This window comes from Caballeronia sp. ATUFL_F2_KS9A (assembly GCF_023630765.1).
In the GTDB taxonomy this organism is placed as follows: Bacteria; Pseudomonadota; Gammaproteobacteria; order Burkholderiales; family Burkholderiaceae; genus Caballeronia; species Caballeronia zhejiangensis.
In genome coordinates this window covers 115991-135520 of the sequence record NZ_JALQEK010000030.1, presented here as the reverse complement: position 1 = coordinate 135520, position 19530 = coordinate 115991, and the positions used below count along the sequence as shown (strand labels likewise).

The following is a 19530-nucleotide window of genomic DNA, read 5'->3' as shown; positions in this document are numbered from 1 at the left end:
GGAGGACGAGATGGCTCTGCAATCGCTCGATATCAAGCGTCTCTCCGCGACGACCGTGCCGCAGACGCAAATACGCGAGCCGGTGACGGGCACGGTGGCGAAGCTCATCGACGTGTCGAAGTGCATCGGCTGCAAGGCGTGTCAGACGGCGTGCATGGAGTGGAACGACCTGCGCGACGATATCGGTCACACGATCGGCATCTACGACAATCCGCGCGACCTGACGGAGCATTCGTGGACGGTGATGCGCTTCACCGAATACGAAAATCCGAAGGGCGACCTCGAATGGCTGATCCGCAAGGACGGCTGCATGCATTGCGAGGATCCGGGTTGCCTGAAGGCGTGTCCTTCGCCGGGCGCGATCATTCAGTACACGAACGGCATCGTGGATTTTCACGAGGAGAACTGCATCGGCTGCGGCTATTGCATTACCGGCTGCCCGTTCAATATTCCGCGGCTTTCGAAGGAAGATCATCGCGTGTACAAGTGCACGCTATGTTCGGATCGCGTCGCGGTCGGGCAGGAGCCCGCGTGCGTGAAGACGTGCCCGACCGGCGCGATCATGTTCGGCACCAAGGTCGACATGCAGCAGCAGGCGGCCGATCGCGTCGAGGATCTGAAGGAGCGCGGCTTTGCTAACGCGGGCCTCTACGATCCGGCGGGCGTGGGTGGCACGCATGTGATGTACGTGCTGCATCACGCGGATCAGCCGGAGCTGTATCACGGGCTCGCGAAGGATCCGCACATCAGTCCGCTCGTGTCGATATGGAAGGGCGTGACGAAGCCGCTCGCGATGATCGGCATCGCGTTGGCGGCGTTTGCGGGCTTCTTCCATTACACGCGCGTCGGGCCGAACGAAGTCAGCGAGGAAGACGAACTCGAAGCGCATCGCGAAGCGGAAGAAGTGCAGCGTCGGCGTGAAGGCGGACAGGAGCGTACAGATGAAACACGATAGCGAACTGCGTGACGTGAAGGGCCATCGGCTGATCGTGCGCTACACGCCGAACGAGCGCACGAATCACTGGATCACCGCGATCACCTTCGTGCTGCTCGCGCTGTCCGGACTCGCGATGTTTCATCCGTCGATGGCATGGCTCTATGCCGTGTTCGGCGGCGGGCAATGGACGCGCATCCTGCATCCGTTCGTCGGCTGCGTGATGTTCATCTCCTTCATGATCCTTGCGCTGCGCTTCTGGCATCACAACTATCTGGACAAGAACGACGTCCAGTGGATGAAGCAGATGAACGACGTGCTCACCAATCGCGAGGATCGCCTGCCTGAGATCGGCAAGTACAACGCCGGGCAAAAGCTGTTGTTCTTCGTGATGGTGGCGAGTCTCGTGTTGCTGCTCGTGAGCGGCATCGTGATCTGGCGCAGATACTTCGCGTTCTATTTCCCGATTACCGTGATTCGTCTTGCATCCGTCGTGCACGCGGCGACGGCGTTCGTGCTGATCGTGTCGATCATCGTGCATATCTATGCGGCGCTTTGGGTGAAGGGTTCGATCGGCGCGATGACGCGCGGCACTGTCACGTATGGATGGGCGCGCAAGCATCATCCGCGGTGGTTCAGGGAGATGATCGGGAAGTAGAAATCCGGCGCGACGTTGGGCCAATACGTGCGGGGTGCGGTCCATTTCATATCCGTTTTGCTGATATGCTCGGTCGACCGTTCACCCCGCGAGGAAACCTTCCGTGGTCCAACGCATAGTCGAAGCCTCGCGAATCGAATCGCTCGATCCGTCGGCCATTCCGCGTTTGCGCATGCCGGAGCGCGCGACGATATTCGCCACGCGCGCCGCACGTCTTCGGCAACTCGCCGACGCAAGCAATCCCATCTCCGGTTATCTGCGCCTGATGGCCGCGCTCGCCGACGCCCAGCAGCGCGTGCTCGCGCATTTCAATGCGCCGATGCCCTCGCGCGAGTCCATCGAACTGAATCAGCGTCATTCGATGCCGATCGTTCCCGCGCTCACGGATGACCGCGATCCCGCCTGGCGCGACGTACTCTTCATGCTGCTCGACGGCATCGAAGCCGCCGGCGCGCTAACGCCCGCGCTCGCGCAACTCGTCGCCCGTCTGCGCGCGCTCGACGCCGCCGCGCTCGACGACCAAGCCGACGCGATTCTCGCGCTGCGCTTCGCCGAAATCGATCCGGCCGCCGCGCCCCTCATCGCGGCCGCGCTGCAAGTCGTGTGGACCGATCTCGCCAGCCGCATCGACATGCGGGACGTGCCGTATCTCGACACGCCCGGCGTATGTCCCGTCTGCGGCTCGGTGCCGGTCGCGAGCATCGTGCGCGTGGGCGGCGCGTATGAAGGTTATCGCTACGTGCAATGCGGACTGTGCGCGACGGAGCTTCACGTAGTCCGCGCGAAATGCACGAACTGCGATTCGACCAAAGGCATCGCGTATCACGTGATGGGTACGGGCGACGAACCCGAGGAAGAAAAAACGGCGAAGGCGACAAGCGCGCCGCTCAAGGCGGAATCGTGCGACGAATGCGGCACGTATCGCAAGATCGGCTATCAGGAGAAGGCTTACGACTTCGAACCTTACGCCGACGATCTCGCGAGCCTCACGCTCGATCTCCTGATGGGCGATGCGGGTTTTCGGCGCGCGGCGCCGCATCCGTGGCTCTGGCCCGAACAACAGGAAGGCGATCGATGAGCGATGTCACAGGCGACGGCGGCGAGTTGCGCGCATTGATGGCTCGCGTGCCATCGGTCGAGCGCGTGCTGGCATCGGCGGAGTTCGAGGCGGTGATCGCCACGTACGGCCGCACGCAGGCGCTCGCCGCATTGCGCGCGACGCTCGATGCATGGCGCGCCGATGCGCAAGCGGGCCGCGCGTCCGTCGATGCACTGAGCGATGCGCAACTCGCGCTCGCCGTCGACGCGCGGCTCGCGAAACGCGCGCGCAGCAACGTGCGCAGCGTCTTCAACCTGACGGGCACGGTGCTGCATACGAATCTCGGCCGCGCGCTGCTGCCCGACGAAGCGGTGCGCGCGGTCGCCGAAGTGCTCACGCGTCCGGCGAATCTCGAGTTCGATCTCGACACCGGCGCGCGCGGCGATCGCGACGATCTCATCAACGGCCTCATCTGCGAGCTGACGGGCGCCGAAGCCGCGACCGTCGTCAACAACAACGCGGCCGCTGTGCTGCTGACGCTTTCCGCGCTCGCTTCGCGCAAGGAAGTGATCGTGTCGCGCGGCGAACTCGTCGAGATCGGCGGCGCGTTCCGCATTCCCGACATCATGAATCGTGCGGGCGCGAAGCTGCGCGAAGTCGGCACGACGAATCGCACGCATCTGAAAGACTACGACGAAGCGATCAACGCGAAGACCGCGCTCCTGATGAAGGTGCATTGCAGCAACTACGCCGTGAGCGGCTTCACGAAGGAAGTCGCGCTCGCCGAACTCGCGCCGCTCGCGAAAGCGCGGAACTTGCCGGTCGCGGTCGATCTCGGCAGCGGCACGCTCGTCGATCTCGCGCAATGGGGCTTGCCGCGCGAAGCGACCGTGCGCGAGACGGTCGCGGCAGGCGCGGATCTCGTCACGTTCAGCGGCGACAAGCTATTGGGCGGGCCGCAAGCGGGCCTGATCGTCGGGCGCGCGGATCTCATCGCGAAGATCAAGAAGCATCCGCTCAAGCGCGCATTGCGCGTCGGCAAGCTCACGCTCGCGGCGCTCGAAGCCGTGCTGCGTCTCTATCGCGCGCCTGAAACGCTGGCCGAGCGTCTCACGACATTGCGCCTGCTCACGCGTCCCGCCGACGCAATGCGCCTCGCCGCCGAACGCATCGAACCTGCGTTGCAGCGCATGATCGGCGATGCCTTCACGGTCAGCGCCGAACCGATGTTCAGCCAGATCGGCAGCGGCGCATTGCCCGTCGACGTGCTGCCGAGCTACGGCCTCGCGGTGCGCCTCGCGAGCGGCAAACGCGCGGGCGGGCAACTCAATCGCATCGAGAAGCGGCTGCGCGAGTTGCCGCGTCCGGTCATCGGGCGCATCGCGGATGGCGCGCTGCGTCTCGATCTGCGCTGTCTCGAAGAAGCCGATGAAGCCGCGTTCATCGCGCAGTTGGATGCAGGCGAGGACGCACGCGAATGATCGTCGGCACGGCGGGGCATATCGATCATGGCAAGACGACGCTCGTGCGCGCGCTCTCGGGCGTGGACACCGACCGGCTGAAGGAAGAGAAGGCGCGCGGCATCTCGATCGAACTCGGCTACGCGTACGTGCCTTTGGACGACGGCGGCGTGCTCGGCTTCATCGACGTGCCCGGACACGAGAAACTCGTGCACACGATGGCGGCGGGCGCGTGCGGCATCGACTTCGCCTTGCTCGTGATCGCCGCCGACGACGGCGTGATGCCGCAAACGCGCGAACATCTCGCGATCCTCGAACTGCTCGGCGTGACGCGCGGCGCGGTCGCGGTGACGAAGTGCGATCGCGTGGAGGCATCGCGCGTGCGCGACGTGCATGCCGAAATCGCGGCGTTGCTCGCGCGCGGCCCGTTGCACGGTGCGCCCTTGTTCGACACCGATGCGACTCAAGACGATGACGCGGGCGTCGCTTCGTTGCGAGCGTATCTTCACGATGCCGCCGCGCACTGGCGCACGCGCCGCGACGATGGCTTCTTCCGGCTCGCGGTCGATCGCGTGTTCACGCTGACGGGGCAGGGCACGATCGCGACGGGCACGGTGTTCGCGGGCCGCGTGAACGTCGGCGACATGCTGGCGCTCGCGCCGCGCGAATCCGGCGGCGAGCCCGTGCGCGCGCGCAGCATTCACGCGCAGAATCGCGCCGCAGAGACGGGCCGTGCGGGCGAGCGCTGCGCGCTCAATCTCGCGGGCATCGACAAGGATGCGCTCGCACGCGGCGACTGGATCGTGGATGCGCGGCTCGCGCGGGCATCCGAACGGCTCGATGTCGAACTGAGCTTGCTCGCCGATGCGCAACTCACGCTCACACATTGGGCGCCCCTGCATGTGCATCTCGGCACGACGCATCGCGTCGCGCATGTGGCGCTGCTCGAAGCGGATACGCTCGCTGGGGGAAACACGGCGCGCGTGCAGCTCGTCTTCGATCAACCCGTTTGCGCGCTGCCCGGCGATCGCTTCATCGTGCGCAACGCGCAGGCGAACCGGACGGTCGGCGGCGGGCGCGTGCTCGATCCGTTCGCGCCCGCGCGCAAGCGCCGCACGCCGGCGCGCCGCGCGTGGCTCGATGCGCTCGTCGCGATGCTGGATACCGGTCGCGCCGATGCGCTTTTCGACGAAGCGCCGTATGGCTTGCCGCGCTCGCTTGTCGAGCATTTGTACGGACGCGGCCTGTCGCCCGAAGGCGTGCGCGCCGTGCCCACGCACGATGACATGCTCTACATCGCGGCGCGTCACTGGGATACGCTCAAGGCGCGCCTGCTCGATGCGCTAGCCGCTTTCCACGAACGCTTTCCCGACGAGCAAGGCCCCGACGCCGCGCGTCTGCGCCGCATGGCCGCGCCGCTCGCGCCGGACGCGCTGTGGCGCGCGCTCGTCGACGATGCGGTGACGATCTGCGCGATCGCGAAGAGCGGGCCGTGGCTGCATCTGCCGTCGCATGCGGTGACGCTCGACGACAACGAGGAAGCGCTCGCTCGCGCGGTGCTCGCATCGCTCGAAGAAGGGCGTTTCGATCCGCCCTGGGTGCGTGATCTGGCGAAGGCGCAGGGCGTCGGCGAGGACGAGATGCGCAGGCTGCTCAGGAAGCTCGCGCGCCGCGGCGACGTGTATCAGGTGGTGCGCGATCTGTTTTATTGCCGCGCGTCGATCGGCGCGCTGGCGCAACTCGTCGCGCAATCGGCGCAAACGCAGGGCGGCGCGGTCGGTGCGGCCGCTTTCCGCGATGCGAGCGCGCTCGGCCGCAAGCGCGCGATACAGATTTTGGAGTTCTTCGACCGGGTTGGGTACACTCGATTCCACCGCGACCTGCACCTCTTGCGCGCCGATAGCCGCTGGCACGAGTCCGTCTGACGATTGCGCGCTCGTCCTTCCATCACGATGGAGCATCTCTACTTCAGGCTGCTGCATGTCATGTCGAGCCACCCCGAGTGGGCGCTCGCGGTCGTGCTGCTCGCGTCGTTTCTCGAATCGGTCGCGTTCATCGGCACGTTCGTGCCGGGCAGCACGGCCATGTTCATCGCGGGCGCGCTCGTCGGCGCGGGCGCGCTGAATCTCGGCTGGGTATTCGTCTGCGCGATCGCGGGCGCCATTGCCGGAGACGCCGCGAGTTTCTGGTTCGGCCAGCACTACGCGGACCGCATCGCGCAGATGTGGCCGTTCCGCTCGCATCCGGGCGCGCTCGTCGCCGGCAAGAAGTATTTCGACAAGCACGGCGCGAAGAGCGTCGTGCTCGCGCGCTTCGTCGCGCCGATGCGCGCGGTCGTGCCGGTCGTCGCGGGCGTGACCGGCATGACGCCGGCGCGCTTTCTCGTCGTCAACATACTGAGCGCGCTCATCTGGGCGCCGACGCATATCCTGCCGGGCGTCGTGTTCGGCGCGTCGATCGAACTGGCGGGCGCGGTGTCGATCCGGCTCGTCGTGATTCTGATTCTCGTCGCGGCGCTAGCGTGGATCGTGTTCAATCTCGCGCGCGTGATCGTTTCGCACGCGATGCGCTGGACCATCGCGTCGCGCGACGCGCTGCTCTCCTGGGCGCGGAAGGGCAACGGCCTGCCCACGCGGCTCGTCTCGCGCGCGCTCGATCCGGGCAATCCGGCGACGGGCCTCATCGTCATGATCTCGGTGCTGCTGCTCGCGTCCGCGATCCTCTTTTTCTCGGTGCTCGCGAACGTGGCGCGCGGCGCGTCGATCGTTCAGGTCGATGTGTCGATTTACCGGCTGCTGCAATCGTTCCAGTCGACCTGGACCGATTCGATCCTCGATGTCGCCGCGACGCTCGGCAGCACGCAGACGCTGCTCGCGCTCGGCGCGACGGTCATCGTGTGGATGAGCTTCGAACGGCGTTGGCGCACGGTCACATACTGGGTCGTGGCCGTGGCGTTTTCGCAATTGCTCGTCGCGGCGATCCGCTTCACCGCGCACGAGCCGGCGCTCGTTTCGTTCGCGCCGTCGGAGCATCGCTTTCCGAACAGCGACGTCGCGGCGACGGTCGTGATCTACGGCTTTCTCGCGTTCCTGCTGCTGCGGCGCGTGGGCATCCTGACGGGCGTGTTCATCGCGACGGCGACCTCGGCCATCGTGACGGCGGTCGGTCTGGCGGGGCTGTACTTTGGCCGCTTCACCATCTCCGATGCGCTCGGCAGCGCGGCGCTCGCCGCCGTCTGGGTCTTCCTGATCGCGCTCACGGCGGTATGGCGCAATCCCGGCAAGCCGCCGCCGCGGCCGCTGATGCCGGTCGCCGTGCTTGCCGTGATCTGCGCGAGCGTCGCGCTGCAAACGAGCGATGAAACGGAGGCGCACAGCGTCGTGCCATCGACCGTCGTCATTACGCCGATTCAGTGGACCGATTCGGTATGGCGCACGTTTTCCTGTTATCGAGCGAGCATGGAGGGCGATCGTCGCGAGCCGATCACCGTGCAATGGGCGGCGACGCCCGAGCAGATTCGCGCGCAACTGGCATCGCGCGGCTGGACGGAGGTGTCGCACGTGAGCCTGAAGAGCGTGATGTCGGTGGTGTTGCCGAATGCGCCCGCCATCGCGTTGCCCGCGTTGCCGCGCCTGAACAACGGCGAGCCGTCGAAGCTCGTGTTCGCGCGTTCCGTGCGCGGCGCCGACGAGCGCGACGTGCTGCGCTTCTGGCCCACGCATTACGAAGTGCGCCAGGACGCAGGCGCGCCGCCCGCGCCGATCTGGCTCGGCTCGGTCGTGCACGAGCGCCTGCGCCGTCCGTCGTGGCCGTTCAACGTGCTGCGCCCGGACCGGCGCGTCGATCCGATGGCCTTCGATCATGGCGAGGGCACGCCCTGGCGCGGTATCGAAATTGCGAGCAGCGCGGGGTGCGGCAACGTGCCGGTGATGCTCGTCGAGTCGAGGTCCGAATGATGTTGCGATCGAGAGGTGCCGGTTGATCCAGATTCCTCCGTCGGCGATCGTGCAATGGGGCGGCGCTGCCGTCTTCGCGAACGTTCTGCTGACGCGCCTCGGCGTGCCGCTGCCGTCCGCGCCTTTGCTCGTGTTCGCGGGCTCGGCCGTGGCGAGCGGACGCCTCTCGTTCGCGCATGTGCTGTTCGCGGCGCTGTGCGGCGCGTTGCTCGGCGACAGCGTGTGGTTCTCGGCGGGGCGCATCTACGGACGTCGGCTCGTCGCGGCGCTCTCGCGCAGATCGTATGCGGTCGACAGCGGGATGCGCACGACCGGCGAACTGTTCGAGCGTCATGGCGCGCCGATCGTCGCGGTATCGAAGTTCGTGCCGGGTCTCGGTCTCGTCACGCCGCCGCTGATGGGCACGACGCACATCGCCGCGCTCGCGTTCTTCTTCTGGGATACGGCTGGAATAGCCGCGTGGGCGTCGTTCTGGGTATTGGGCGGCGCGCTTTTCGAGCGGCAACTGCATGTCGCCGTGCTCGAACTGGAATCGCATGGCGCGACGGTGGTGGATGTGCTCGTCGCGGCGGCGCTCGTCTATTGCGTTTATCGGCTGATGCGGCGGCGACAGCCGCGCTCGCGCGATGGCAACGGCTGAGAACGCGCCGTTATAATCGGACGCCCGGTCGAAATTCGATCGGACGTGCAGCGCCGTGGTTTTCAAAGGAAGGCATCCGTATCCGGTGGTGCGGCCGGGCTTCAAACCCGGTTGGGGATGTCAGACATTCCCAGGTCGGTTCGACTCCGGCTGCCTTCCGCCAAGCAAGCCTGTCTCGCAAGGAACGCCAATTGCGGATGCCATTGCGCATCCACGATCCGCGTTACCTTCGAATGAACGACAGAGCCGACATCCACACGCAATCGCGCAAGCCGCTCGATCGCGAACTCGAAACCGCGCTGCGCAAAGTCTTCGGCTTTCCGAACTTGCGTCCCGGACAAGAAGACGTGATTCGCAGCGTGCTCGACGGCAACGACACGCTCGCCGTCATGCCCACCGGCGCGGGCAAGTCGCTGTGCTATCAATTGCCCGCGCTGCAATTCGATGGCATGACGGTCATCGTATCGCCGCTGATTTCGCTGATGCGCGATCAGCTCACGAAGCTGGTCGAAGCGGGCATTGCGACCGCCATGCTCAACAGCACGCTCTCCGCGAGTGAACAGCGCGACGCGATGCAGGCCATCGCGCGACACGAAATCCGCATGCTCTTCGTCACGCCCGAGCGTCTCGTCGATGCCGAATTCACCGCCGAACTCACCGCGAAGGACATGCCGCCGATCGCGCTTGCCGTCATCGACGAGGCGCATTGCATATCGCAATGGGGCCACGATTTCCGGCCGGCATATGTCGAACTGATCCACGCGATCAAGACGCTCGGCCGTCCGCCCGTGCTCGCGCTCACCGCGACGGCGACGCCCGCCGTCATCGTCGATATCGTGCGCGAACTGGAGATGAAGCGCGCGAACGTCATCCATACGGGCGTCTTTCGCGACAACCTGCATTTCAGCGTCGAACAACTCACGAACCCGGATGACCGGCGCCGGCGCGCGATCGAGATCGCGACGGGCGAAGCGGGGAGCGGCATCGTCTATTGCGCGACGGTCGCGGAATGCGAGGCGCTGCATGCCGCGCTCGTCGATGCGGGTGTCGAGGCCGAGCGCTATCACGGCAAGCTGTCGTCGGGCGCGCGCTCGTCATCGCAGGACGCGTTCATGGAGAACCGCGCGCGCGTGATGGTCGCGACCAATGCGTTCGGCATGGGCATCGACAAGCCCGACATCCGCTTCGTCATTCACGCGCAGATGCCCGGCAGTCTCGATGCGTACTATCAGGAAGCGGGGCGCGCCGGCCGCGACGGCGAGACCGCGCGTTGCACGCTGTTGTTCGAAATGAAGGACAAGCAGGTGCAGCAGTTCTTCATGAGCGGCCGATATCCGAGCGCGGAGATGATTGCGCGCGTCGCGGAGAAAGTGCGCGAACTCGCGAGCGACGATGCCGCCCGCACGCTCGACAAGCCGCTTGCGCGTCTGCGCGAAGCGTTGCCGAACATCGGCGCGAACAAGCTGCGCGTGGCGGCGGCGCTGCTCAACGATCTCGGCGTGACGCGTCGCACGCGGCGCGGCGGCATGAAGCTCGTCGACGACGATGCGGCCATCGCGAAGCTCGAAGGGGCGTCGCAGGAATACGCGGCGCGCAGCGAACGCGATCGCGCGGTGCTCGAGCGCATGATCGCGTATGCGCAGAGCGCGCAGTGCCGCTGGCGCATGCTGCTCGACTACTTCGCCGACGACATGAACGACGCGCGCACGTCCGCGCCGCTGCGCGCGAGCGATGTGCATTACCGCGCGCCCGACGACGAACTCGACGGCGGCCACTGCGGCGTGTGCGATAACTGCGTGCATCCGCCGGAGGTGATCGAGAGTCCGCGCGAAGTGCGCGAACAGATGCGCGCGAAAGAAGAAGAGCAAGCCGATCGCAAGACGAAGGCGTTCGCGCCGGGCGAGCGCGTGAAAGTGCGTCGTTATGGCGAAGGCATTGTCGAAATGATCAGCGGCGAGCGCGTCGCCGTGCGCTTTCCCGATGACGAGACGCGCACCTTCATCGCGCGCTATGTGAAGCGTGCCGCTCGCTGATCTGCGCAATCGCGATGCGCGCGGCCTTGCGCACTTCCGGATCGCCGTCGTCGAGTGCGGCTTCGAGCACGGCGAGCGCATGCGTATCGCCGAGTTCGCCCAGTGAAAGCGCGGCCTCCTTGCGCACGTTGCTGATCGGAAACGTCAGCAGTTCCGACACGGCGTGCGTGCTTGCGACATCGCGCAAACGTCCGAGCGCGCGTGTCGCCTGCAACGTGACTTGCCAATAGTCGTCGGAGAGGGCGTTTTCCAATGCATTGCGCGCGGCGACGAGACGCAGCTTGCCGAGCGTCGCGGCGGCTTCCTCACGCACGCGCCACGCTCGATCGGAGAGCGCTTGGATCAACGTTTCGATCACGCCGTCGTCGGTGGCGAAGCCCAATGCGCCGACGGCAGCGTGACGCACTTCCGTCGAAGCATCGGTGCGCGCGATGTGCTTCAACTGCGGCAGCGCATCCACATGACGCAGCCAGCCCAGCACGCCGATGGCCTCGCGCCTCACGAACGGCGACGCATTCGCTAGCGCCGCAAGCGCAGGTCCGGCCGCGCTCGGCAAGCGCAATTCGCGCAACGCGCGCAAAAGGGCCGCGCGCTTGAACGCGTCGGCATCGGTATCGGCATCGGCGAGATGCGGCAGCAGGCGTTCGCCCGCGACGGGATCTTTCAACGCAGCGAGACTGTCGGCGGCGGCTTCGCGCGTATCGGTATCGGCGTCGTCGAGCGCGGCGCATAGCGCATCGACTGCTTCGTCCGTTTCCCACGCGCCGAGACGTTGCGCCGCGGTGCGACGCACGTCGGCATCCGTGTCGTGGCGCAAGGCATCGGCGAGCAGGGGCAGCCAGGCTTCGTCTTCGAGGTCGGCGGCTTCGAGCACGGCGAGACGGCGCACGGCGGCATCGGCATCGTTGAAGCGCGCGGCGAGGGCGGCGTCGGTGACGGTATCGAAAAGTGGATTGGTGTGCGTCATGAGAGAACGGAGTGTGATATGTCGATGCGCGCGGGCGCGTCGTTCGATGCGGCCATCGGACTCGCAAGCGGATAACGAAGCAACGCGAGACAACGACGCTTCAACGCGACGAATCCGGCTTCCGTGACGAGCTCGCGTTCACGCGGACGCGCAAACGGCACGCGCAGTTCTTCGAGCACCGTGCCCGGGCTATGGCTCATCACGAGAACGCGATCAGCGAGAAAGAGCGCTTCGTCGATGTCGTGCGTGACGAACACGACCGTCGGACGGCGCTCGCTCCATACATCGAGCAGAAGCGCCTGCATCGATGCGCGCGTTTGTGCATCGAGCGCGCCGAAGGGTTCGTCCATCAGCAGCACGCGCGGCTCGTTGAGCATCGCGCGCGCGATCTCCGCGCGTTGCTGCATGCCGCCCGAAAGCTGCGCGGGATAGCGCTCCGCGAACGCGCCCAGCCCGACGCGATCGAGCAACGCCCGCGCGCGCAGATGCCGCTCGCGTTTCTTCACGCCGCGCATCTTCAGTCCGAACGCGACGTTATCGAGCGTCTTGCGCCACGGCAGCAGCGTGTGTTGCTGAAACACCATGCCGCGCTCGGGATGCGGTCCTTCGATGAGCTTGCCATCGAGCGTCGCGCGGCCCGCGTTCGGCGCGACATGTCCCGCGAGCGCGGCAAGCAAGGTCGACTTGCCGCAGCCCGACGGCCCGAGTATGCAGACGAATTCGCCCGGCTCGATGACCGCGTTCACATCGCGCACGGCGGTGAATGCGCTCGCGCCGTCGCCTAACGCAATGCCGAGCGCTTCGAGTTGGATGCGGCCCGCGCTCATCGAATCCTCCCTGCGGCGAGCCACGGCGTGAGCCGCGTGCCCGCGACGCGCACGAGCGCGCTGCTGCCCATGCCGAGCAGGCCGATCAGCAACATGCCGACGACGACATCGGGATAACGCTGCACCGTGTACGACTGCCATGTGTAATAGCCGATGCCGTATTGCCCCGAGATCATCTCGGCGGTGACGAGGCAGAACCACGACGTGCCCATGCCGATGGCAAGGCCGGTGACGATCGCGGGCGCCGCGCCCGGCAGGATCACTTCGCGCAGGATCACGCGATTGCCCGCGCCGAGACTGCGCGCCGACGACACGAGCCGTGGCTCCACGCCTTCGACGCCGTGTATCGTGCCGAGCAGGATCGGAAAGAACGCGCCGGTGAAGGTGATGAAGATCATCGACATTTCGGAGGAAGGAAACATCAGGATCGCGAGCGGAATCCACGCGACGGCGGGAATCGGCCGCAATACTTCGAGCGGCGTGAGCAACGCGAGGCGCGACCATTGCGAGCGGCCGATGGCGATTCCGAGCACCACGCCGCTCGCCGCCGCCGCGACATAACCCGCCGCGATGCGTCTCACGCTGCTCGCGAGATCGGCCACGAGCTTGGGCGAATGCGCGAGATCGATGATGGCCGCGAGCGTATCGGCGGGCGTCGGCACATTCTCGAACGTGACGATGCCGAGGTTCCAGCGATGCGTCGTCGCCAGATGCCATAACGCGATGCACAGCGCGAGCGACGCCCACTGCACGCCGGCGCGCGCGCCGCGTGAACGCAGCAACGAAGGAGCGGAGTATGCGAGCGTCGCCATCATGGCCTCATCGGTTGGCGAGCGCGGTCGGCTGGCGCGCGGCGGCGAAGTCGAGCACTTGTCCGCCGTGCGCGTTCGCCCAGGCCTCGGCGCGATCCTTCAGCAGGAACGCGTTCAACTGGCCGTCGCCTGTCTTCGCGAACCATGCCTGATTGCCGAGCAGCTTGATGCCGCTCTCACGATCCTGCGCATAGAACGCGCGCACCTGTTTGCCATCGCGTTCGAGCGTGCCGAGCTCGCGCACCGCTTCTTCCGGCGACGCATAGCTGCGCACCTTCGGCTCGCCGCGCACCCAGATCTGCGCGACGCGATCCGTCTTTGCGATGGGCTTGCCCGTCAGCGCATCGTTCGCGACGAGCGGCGTCGGCGCATAGTTCTTCAGTGCCGCTTCGTAGTCGAGATGCTCGGCCTTGAATGCGGCGCGCAAGTAACTATCGTCGATGAAGCTATTGGCGTTCAGATCGCCGTCGGCACGCTTGAGCAGCTTGAGCGTATCGAACGATGTCTGCACGGCCTTGCGATACTCGGGCTTCCATGTGAGATCGCGCGTCTGCAAGCCGAGCGGACCGTGAAAGAGATAGTCGACTTCAGGCTCGATGCCCGTCACCTTCGCGATCAGCTCGCTGTACTTCTCGGGTTCCGCCGTGAGCAGACGATTCGCTTCGATCGCGGCACGCAAGTACGCGACGACAATCTCCGGATACTTCTGCGCATAGTCCTTTTCGACGAGCGTGCCGTGCAGCGTAGGCGATCCCGCCTGCGAGCCGTCGTAGATCTTGCGCGCGAAGCCGCGATACGGAAACAGCTCCGCGAAGGGCACGAAGTCCGCGTGCGCGTCGATCTTGCGCGTCTGCAATGCGGGTCCGGCGACTTCGGGCGCCTGCGTGACGATATTCACATCGCGCTCCGGGTCCCATCCTTGCGCCGCGACCGCGCGCAGCAACATGCCGTGCGCGGTCGATGCGAACGGAACGGTGATCGTCTTGCCCTTCAGATCGGCGATGGACTGCGCGGGCGAATCCGTCGGCACGACGATGCCGTTGCCGCTGCCGCGCACGCTGCCCGACAACACGCTGATGAAGATGCTGCTCTTGCCGGCCTTCTGATTCGCGACGCCGTTCAACACGCCGGGGAAATCCGCCATCGAGCCGAAATCGAGCTTGCCCGCGACCATCTCGTTCGTGATCGGCGCGCCGCTCGTGAAGTTCTTCCATTGAACGTCGTATTGCGCGTCCTTGTATTTGCCATCGTGCGGCAAGTACTTTTCGAGCAGATGCAGTTCGCGGATCAATGCGCCGCCGGCCGCGGTATTGATCGTCGTGTCCTGCGTGCCGATAGCGACGCGGATCGTTTCCGCATGCGCAGCGCCCGCGAACAAGGCGACTGCAAGCGCGATGGATAGCGTTCGTTTCATGAAGCGAGTCCTCGTCATCATCGAAGAAGATAGGGAATGTCGACATGCACGGCATTGGTCGGGCAATCGCGTTCGCAGGGCATGCAGTACCAGCATTCGTCGAACTTCATGAAGGCTTTGCCGGTGTCGGGATCGATTGCGAGCAGGTCCATCGGACAGACATCGATGCAGACCGTGCAACCCTTGTCGGCGATGCACTTGTCTTCGTCGATCATCACGGGAAGGCTCGAGCGCTGGCGCGCTTCGCGGGGCACGAGTGCCATGTTCTCTCTCCTATGCAGCGACGGGCTGCGACGTGCGAGCCACGCGCAGACGCGAATACGCGCCGCGCTCGGACTCGTCGACGGGAACCACGTACGGTTCCACGGGTTTCTTGAAGGACGTCATGCGTCCCGATGCGTCCTTCTTCAGATGCGCGTGGCAGAACCATTCGTCATCGTTGCGCTCAGGAAAATCGACGCGATGGTGATAAAGGCCCCAGCGGCTCTCCGTGCGATACAGCGACGCGCGCGCGGCCATTTCCGCGCAATCGAGGATCGCGGCGACTTCAGCGGCGCGCATCAGCTCGTGTGGATCGGCGGCGCCGAGACGCTCGATGTCCTCGCGAATCTCCGCGAAGCGTTGCAGGCCGATCTCCATGCGACGCGTGACTTTCGGCGGCTGTAGATAGTCGTTCACGAAGCGGCGCAGCTTGTATTCGACTTGCGCGGGCGGCAGGCCATGTTCGCGCGACAGCGGCGCAAAGATGCGGGCACGCTCATGTTCGATCTGCGATGCGTCGAGCGCGGGCAGCGCGCGGCCGGCGACATGCGCGGCGGCATCTTCACCGGCGAACCATCCGTAAGTGAACGCGCCGAGCATGTAGTTGTGCGGCACGGCGGCCATGTCGCCCGCCGCGTAAAGCCCTTGCACCGAAGTGCGCGCGTGCTCGTCGACCCATACGCCCGATGCGCTGTGTCCGCTGCACAAGCCGATCTCCGAGATGTGCATCTCGATCATGCGCGAGCGATAGTCGTTACCGCGCCGCGCATGAAAGCGCCCACGGCTCGGCCGCTCGTTGGTGTGCAGGATCGTTTCGATCGTTTGAATCGTTTCTTCCGCGAGATGATCGAGCTTGAGAAACACCGGCCCGTTGCCGCTCTGGAGTTCCTGATAGAACTCCCACATCATTTGCCCGCTCCAGTAATCGCATTCGATGAAGCGCTCGCCCTTGCCGTTCGCCGTATAACCGCCGAGCGGTCCCGTCACATACGCGCATGCCGGGCCGTTGTAATCCTTGATGAGCGGATTGATCTGGAAGCATTCGAGATTGGCGAGTTCCGCGCCTGCGTGGTACGCCATCGCGTAACCGTCGCCGGCGTTGGTCGGATTCTCGTACGTGCCCATCAGATAGCCCGATGCGGGCAGGCCCAATCTGCCGGCCGCGCCGCAGCAGAGAATGACCGCTTTCGCGCGGATCACGTAGAAGTCGGCGGTGCGGCAATCGAAGCCCATGACGCCCGCGATCTCGCCATTCGGGCCATTCAAAAGACGCGTGGCGACGACGCGATTCGTGATCTCCACGCGCGCACGCTTCAATTGCCGGTACAGCACCTTCTTTACGTCGTGACCTTCGGGCATCGGCAAGACATACGCGCCCATGTGATGCACCTTGCGCACGGCATAGTCGCCGGTATGGTCCTTCTCGAACTTCACGCCCCAGCGATCGAGCTCCTCGATGGTCGTGAAGCTGTGGCGCGCATACGCATAAATCGTGGCCTGATTGACGATGCCGTCGTTGGCCACGGTGATTTCCTTCGTGTACTGCTCGGGCGTCGCGTGGCCGGGAATGATCGCGTTGTTCAGGCCGTCCATGCCCATCGAGATCGCGCCGCTGCGCTTCACGTGCGCCTTGTCGATGAGCAGCACGCGCAGATTCGGGTCGCGCTGTTTCGCCTTGACGGCGGCCATCGGCCCAGCCGTGCCGCCGCCAACGACGACGATGTCGTATTCGAGTTCGTGGGTCTGCATGATCTGATTTCGCCGCTTGTTATGACAAGTCAGGACCAGATTCTAGAAGTGCGCGAACCGCGAGGGAATCAATTGTTTTTGCTTTGCTTGTGCCTGCTTCGAATAACGCGCGATGCGGCGGGCGAGGTCCGTTCGCGATCGATGCGCAGCCGATACTGGAACGTATCGCCTCGGAAATAGAGGTATTCGAAGTCGATGGGCTTGCCGCCGGCATCGTGCGTGAGGCGCTCGATGCGCAGAAGCGGTGCGCCTTTTTTCACGTCGAGCGCATCCGCGATGTCGGGCGCGGCGGCGATGGCGTCGATCGCCAGATCGGCGTGACCGAGCGGCACGGCGCAGTCGTTTTCGAGCATCAGGAAGATATCGCGCGTGGCGAGCTCCGCGCGCTTCAGGCGTTTGCCGATGGCTTCGGGCAGGAACGTCACTTCGTACGAAACGGGCGCGCGATTGAGCAGGCGCACGCGATGAATCTCGGCGACGCTGCTGCCTTCGGCAAGCGCGAGTTGCGCGGCGACTTCGGGCGGCGCGGCCACGACGCGCATCTGCACGACGCGATTGATGATCTCGTGTCCGCTCTCCGACATCGCCTCGGCGAAACCCTGCAGCGACGTCACGTTCTGGAACGCCTTCGGTTGCGATACGAACGAGCCCTTGCCGTGGACCTTGAAGATCAACCCTTCCTTTTGCAGGTCGCCGAGCGCCTGGCGGATCGTGATGCGGCTCACGTCGAACATCGTCATCAGCTCGCTTTCCGAGGGCATGCGGCTCATCGGCGGATAGCGGCCATCGAGAATGCCGGAGCGCAGCACGTCCTTGATCTGCGTGTAGAGCGGTACGTGCGAATCGAGCGAAACGGAAGGGCGACGGGTCGGCATGAGAGCGGGAAGGGGAAGGAAGGCGGGCGCTTCGAGCTGCGATTATAGCGGCGCGGCCCGGCGGCATCGCCATAAACAAATGACGAAATATTGGTTAGCGCCCGCTGCGCGCTGCACGAGAATGGAACCTGTCCAGTTCGAGTCCAGCGAGGATCGAAGATGAATCATCGTAACGCGCCCGATGCACGAAACGCAGGAAACGCGGTCACGCTCGTCACGGTGCCCGGCTTGCACGGCAGCGAGGACGCGCACTGGCAGAGTTGGCTCGAACGCGAGATGCCCGGCACGCGGCGCGTCGAGCAACGCGACTGGAGCACGCCGAATCTCGCGATCTGGAGCGATGCCGTCCTCGACGTCCTCGCGGGCATCGACGGTCCTGTCGTCATCGCGGCGCATAGCTTCGGCTGTCTTGCCACGGGACATGCGCTGAGTCACGCATACTTGCCGAACGTGAAGGGCGTGCTGTTCGTCGCGCCCGCGAGCCCGGCGAAGTTCCGTTTCGCGGGCGCGTTCAATGCGCGCAGGCTCGATACGCTGTCGCTCGTCGTCGGCAGCGAGACCGATCCGTGGATGCCGCTCGACGACGCGCGCACGCTCGCGCAGCGCTGGAACAGCGCGTTCGTCAATCTCGGCGATGCGGGGCATATCAATACATCGGCGGGATTCGGGCCGTGGCCGCTCGCGAAGCATTTCGTCGAAACGCTCGCCCGCCGCGCGTCGCCCGAATACGAAGAGGAGGAACAGCGCGCGTATGGTTGACCCCGCTGTCTGAATTCGTTCAATGTATGCATGGCCGCCCTCGGGCGGCCTTTGTCTGTTGTGCGGTAGACAACCCCCTTGTCTCTGGAGAGAAAATGGCAGTTCACAAGAAGCTGATCGTTACGGTTGCACTCGGCATCGCGGCGAGCATCGCGCATGCGGACACGACGCTGCTCAACGTCTCGTATGACGTGACGCGCGAGCTGTACAAGGATATCGACGCGGCCTTCGTCGCGGACTACAAAAAGAAGTCGGACGCGACGGTATCGGTGCGGCAGTCGCATGGCGCATCGAGCGCGCAGGCGTTGTCGGTGACGCAAGGTTTGCAGGCCGATGTCGTCACGATGAATCAACCCAACGACATCGACTTGCTCGCGGAGCGCGGTCAGCTCGTGCCCGCGAACTGGCGCAGCCGTCTGCCGGACGCGAGCGCGCCCTACACGACGACGATGGTTTTCCTCGTCCACAAGGGCAATCCGAAGAACATCAAGGACTGGAGCGATCTCGCGCGGCCCGGCGTGCAAGTGGTGATTGCGAATCCGAAGACATCGGGCAACGGACGCTATGCGTATCTCGCGGCATGGGGCTTCAAGAAGCAGCAAGGCGCAAGCGACGCGCAGGCGCAAGACTTCGAGAAAGCCGTCTTCAAGAACGTGCCCGTGCTCGATACGGGCGGGCGCGGCGCGACGACGACCTTCACGCAGCGCGGCATCGGCGATGTGCTCGTCACCTTCGAGAACGAAGTCGGCCTGATGAGCGCGGGACCGGGCGCGAAGGACTTCGAGGCGGTGTATCCGTCGGTGAGTCTGCTCGCGGAACCGCCTGTGTCGATCGTCGACAAGGTCGTGGACAAGCGCGGCACGCGCAAGGAAGCGCAGGCGTATCTCGACTTTCTGTTCACGCCTGCCGCGCAGGAAATCATCGCGCAGCATCATCTGCGTCCGCGCAACGCCGACGTGCTTGCAAAACACGCGAGCGAGTTCAAGCCGCTGAAAACCTTCACCGTCGAGCAGATGTTCGGAAGCTGGCAGAAGGCGCAGCAGACGCATTTCGCCGATGGCGGCACGTTCGATCAGGTCGTGGCGGACAAGAACTAGCATCGTTCGTATTCGAAACTGCGTGCGCAGCGCGAAGAGCAACGGGCGA

At 65.1% G+C, this 19530-nt stretch carries 17 protein-coding genes and 1 tRNA gene; 11 read left to right on the top strand and 7 right to left on the bottom strand.

Annotated features, from left to right (window positions below):
- The first annotated feature begins 10 nt into the window (after positions 1-10).
- From fdxH to NCS67_RS18620, 9 genes are all read left to right on the top strand, one after another.
- Positions 11-955: a formate dehydrogenase subunit beta gene (fdxH, locus tag NCS67_RS18660; protein ID WP_250436076.1), complete on the top strand. Its 945-nt coding sequence runs from the start codon at positions 11-13 to the stop codon at positions 953-955.
- Positions 942-1592 (top strand): formate dehydrogenase subunit gamma, encoded by a 651-nt coding sequence (locus tag NCS67_RS18655; protein ID WP_008352824.1) that lies wholly within the window; start codon positions 942-944, stop codon positions 1590-1592. Before fdxH ends, NCS67_RS18655 begins: the two co-directional genes overlap by 14 nt.
- Positions 1593-1695: 103 nt before the next feature.
- The gene (gene fdhE, locus NCS67_RS18650) at positions 1696-2670 is read left to right on the top strand and encodes a formate dehydrogenase accessory protein FdhE (protein WP_250436075.1); all 975 of its coding nucleotides are present in this window, start codon (positions 1696-1698) and stop codon (positions 2668-2670) included.
- A complete protein-coding gene (gene selA / locus NCS67_RS18645) occupies positions 2667-4112 on the top strand; it encodes an L-seryl-tRNA(Sec) selenium transferase (RefSeq protein ID WP_250436074.1) in 1446 nt (481 codons plus the stop codon). Before fdhE ends, selA begins: the two co-directional genes overlap by 4 nt.
- A complete protein-coding gene (gene selB / locus NCS67_RS18640) occupies positions 4109-6016 on the top strand; it encodes a selenocysteine-specific translation elongation factor (RefSeq protein WP_250436073.1) in 1908 nt (635 codons plus the stop codon). Before selA ends, selB begins: the two co-directional genes overlap by 4 nt.
- Positions 6017-6043: 27 nt before the next feature.
- A complete protein-coding gene (locus NCS67_RS18635; protein WP_250436096.1) occupies positions 6044-8047 on the top strand; it encodes a VTT domain-containing protein in 2004 nt (667 codons plus the stop codon).
- Between the two features lie 22 nt (positions 8048-8069).
- Positions 8070-8687: a DedA family protein gene (locus tag NCS67_RS18630; protein WP_008352832.1), complete on the top strand. Its 618-nt coding sequence runs from the start codon at positions 8070-8072 to the stop codon at positions 8685-8687.
- Between the two features lie 67 nt (positions 8688-8754).
- Positions 8755-8850 (top strand) — tRNA-Sec (locus tag NCS67_RS18625).
- 70 nt (positions 8851-8920) lie between these two features.
- Positions 8921-10720, top strand: a complete 1800-nt coding sequence (locus tag NCS67_RS18620) for a RecQ family ATP-dependent DNA helicase (RefSeq protein WP_250436072.1) — start codon at positions 8921-8923, stop codon at positions 10718-10720.
- Here the strand turns inward: NCS67_RS18620 and NCS67_RS18615 are convergent.
- The 7 genes from NCS67_RS18615 to NCS67_RS18585 form a co-directional block, all read right to left on the bottom strand.
- The gene (locus NCS67_RS18615; RefSeq protein ID WP_250436071.1) at positions 10686-11687 is read right to left on the bottom strand and encodes a HEAT repeat domain-containing protein; all 1002 of its coding nucleotides are present in this window, start codon (positions 11685-11687) and stop codon (positions 10686-10688) included. The genes NCS67_RS18620 and NCS67_RS18615 overlap by 35 nt on opposite strands.
- On the bottom strand, positions 11684-12514 hold the full coding sequence (locus tag NCS67_RS18610; protein WP_250436070.1) for an ABC transporter ATP-binding protein: 831 nt from the start codon (positions 12512-12514) through the stop codon (positions 11684-11686). Before NCS67_RS18610 ends, NCS67_RS18615 begins: the two co-directional genes overlap by 4 nt.
- Positions 12511-13329 (bottom strand): ABC transporter permease, encoded by an 819-nt coding sequence (locus NCS67_RS18605; RefSeq protein ID WP_208456974.1) that lies wholly within the window; start codon positions 13327-13329, stop codon positions 12511-12513. Before NCS67_RS18605 ends, NCS67_RS18610 begins: the two co-directional genes overlap by 4 nt.
- A 4-nt stretch (positions 13330-13333) precedes the next feature.
- Complete coding sequence (locus tag NCS67_RS18600) at positions 13334-14740, bottom strand: ABC transporter substrate-binding protein (RefSeq protein WP_008352837.1); 1407 nt, start codon at positions 14738-14740, stop codon at positions 13334-13336.
- 17 nt (positions 14741-14757) lie between these two features.
- Positions 14758-15003, bottom strand: a complete 246-nt coding sequence (locus NCS67_RS18595; protein ID WP_008352838.1) for a 4Fe-4S dicluster domain-containing protein — start codon at positions 15001-15003, stop codon at positions 14758-14760.
- 10 nt (positions 15004-15013) lie between these two features.
- The gene (locus tag NCS67_RS18590; protein ID WP_250436069.1) at positions 15014-16750 is read right to left on the bottom strand and encodes a fumarate reductase/succinate dehydrogenase flavoprotein subunit; all 1737 of its coding nucleotides are present in this window, start codon (positions 16748-16750) and stop codon (positions 15014-15016) included.
- A gap of 68 nt (positions 16751-16818) precedes the next feature.
- Positions 16819-17625 carry a GntR family transcriptional regulator gene (locus tag NCS67_RS18585; protein ID WP_250436068.1) on the bottom strand — a complete coding sequence of 269 codons (807 nt, stop codon included), beginning with the start codon at positions 17623-17625 and terminating at the stop codon, positions 16819-16821.
- 159 nt (positions 17626-17784) lie between these two features.
- On the opposite strand from NCS67_RS18585, the gene NCS67_RS18580 reads away from it, so the two are divergent.
- Both NCS67_RS18580 and NCS67_RS18575 read left to right on the top strand, forming a co-directional pair.
- Entirely contained in the window at positions 17785-18384 is a 600-nt protein-coding gene (locus tag NCS67_RS18580; RefSeq protein ID WP_250436067.1) for an RBBP9/YdeN family alpha/beta hydrolase, read from the top strand.
- A 95-nt stretch (positions 18385-18479) separates the two neighbouring features.
- Positions 18480-19481: a sulfate ABC transporter substrate-binding protein gene (locus NCS67_RS18575; protein ID WP_250436066.1), complete on the top strand. Its 1002-nt coding sequence runs from the start codon at positions 18480-18482 to the stop codon at positions 19479-19481.
- The last annotated feature ends 49 nt before the right edge of the window (positions 19482-19530 follow it).

Coding starts and splice junctions, on each gene's coding strand:
- fdxH (WP_250436076.1), top strand. CDS start 11: ATGGCTCTGCAATCGCTCGATATCAAGCGTCTCTCCGCGACGACCGTG.
- NCS67_RS18655 (WP_008352824.1), top strand. CDS start 942: ATGAAACACGATAGCGAACTGCGTGACGTGAAGGGCCATCGGCTGATC.
- selA (WP_250436074.1), top strand. CDS start 2,667: ATGAGCGATGTCACAGGCGACGGCGGCGAGTTGCGCGCATTGATGGCT.
- selB (WP_250436073.1), top strand. CDS start 4,109: ATGATCGTCGGCACGGCGGGGCATATCGATCATGGCAAGACGACGCTC.
- NCS67_RS18635 (WP_250436096.1), top strand. CDS start 6,044: ATGGAGCATCTCTACTTCAGGCTGCTGCATGTCATGTCGAGCCACCCC.
- NCS67_RS18620 (WP_250436072.1), top strand. CDS start 8,921: ATGAACGACAGAGCCGACATCCACACGCAATCGCGCAAGCCGCTCGAT.
- NCS67_RS18615 (WP_250436071.1), bottom strand. CDS start 11,687: ATGACGCACACCAATCCACTTTTCGATACCGTCACCGACGCCGCCCTC.
- NCS67_RS18610 (WP_250436070.1), bottom strand. CDS start 12,514: ATGAGCGCGGGCCGCATCCAACTCGAAGCGCTCGGCATTGCGTTAGGC.
- NCS67_RS18605 (WP_208456974.1), bottom strand. CDS start 13,329: ATGATGGCGACGCTCGCATACTCCGCTCCTTCGTTGCTGCGTTCACGC.
- NCS67_RS18600 (WP_008352837.1), bottom strand. CDS start 14,740: ATGAAACGAACGCTATCCATCGCGCTTGCAGTCGCCTTGTTCGCGGGC.
- NCS67_RS18595 (WP_008352838.1), bottom strand. CDS start 15,003: ATGGCACTCGTGCCCCGCGAAGCGCGCCAGCGCTCGAGCCTTCCCGTG.
- NCS67_RS18590 (WP_250436069.1), bottom strand. CDS start 16,750: ATGCAGACCCACGAACTCGAATACGACATCGTCGTCGTTGGCGGCGGC.
- NCS67_RS18585 (WP_250436068.1), bottom strand. CDS start 17,625: ATGCCGACCCGTCGCCCTTCCGTTTCGCTCGATTCGCACGTACCGCTC.
- NCS67_RS18580 (WP_250436067.1), top strand. CDS start 17,785: ATGAATCATCGTAACGCGCCCGATGCACGAAACGCAGGAAACGCGGTC.
- NCS67_RS18575 (WP_250436066.1), top strand. CDS start 18,480: ATGGCAGTTCACAAGAAGCTGATCGTTACGGTTGCACTCGGCATCGCG.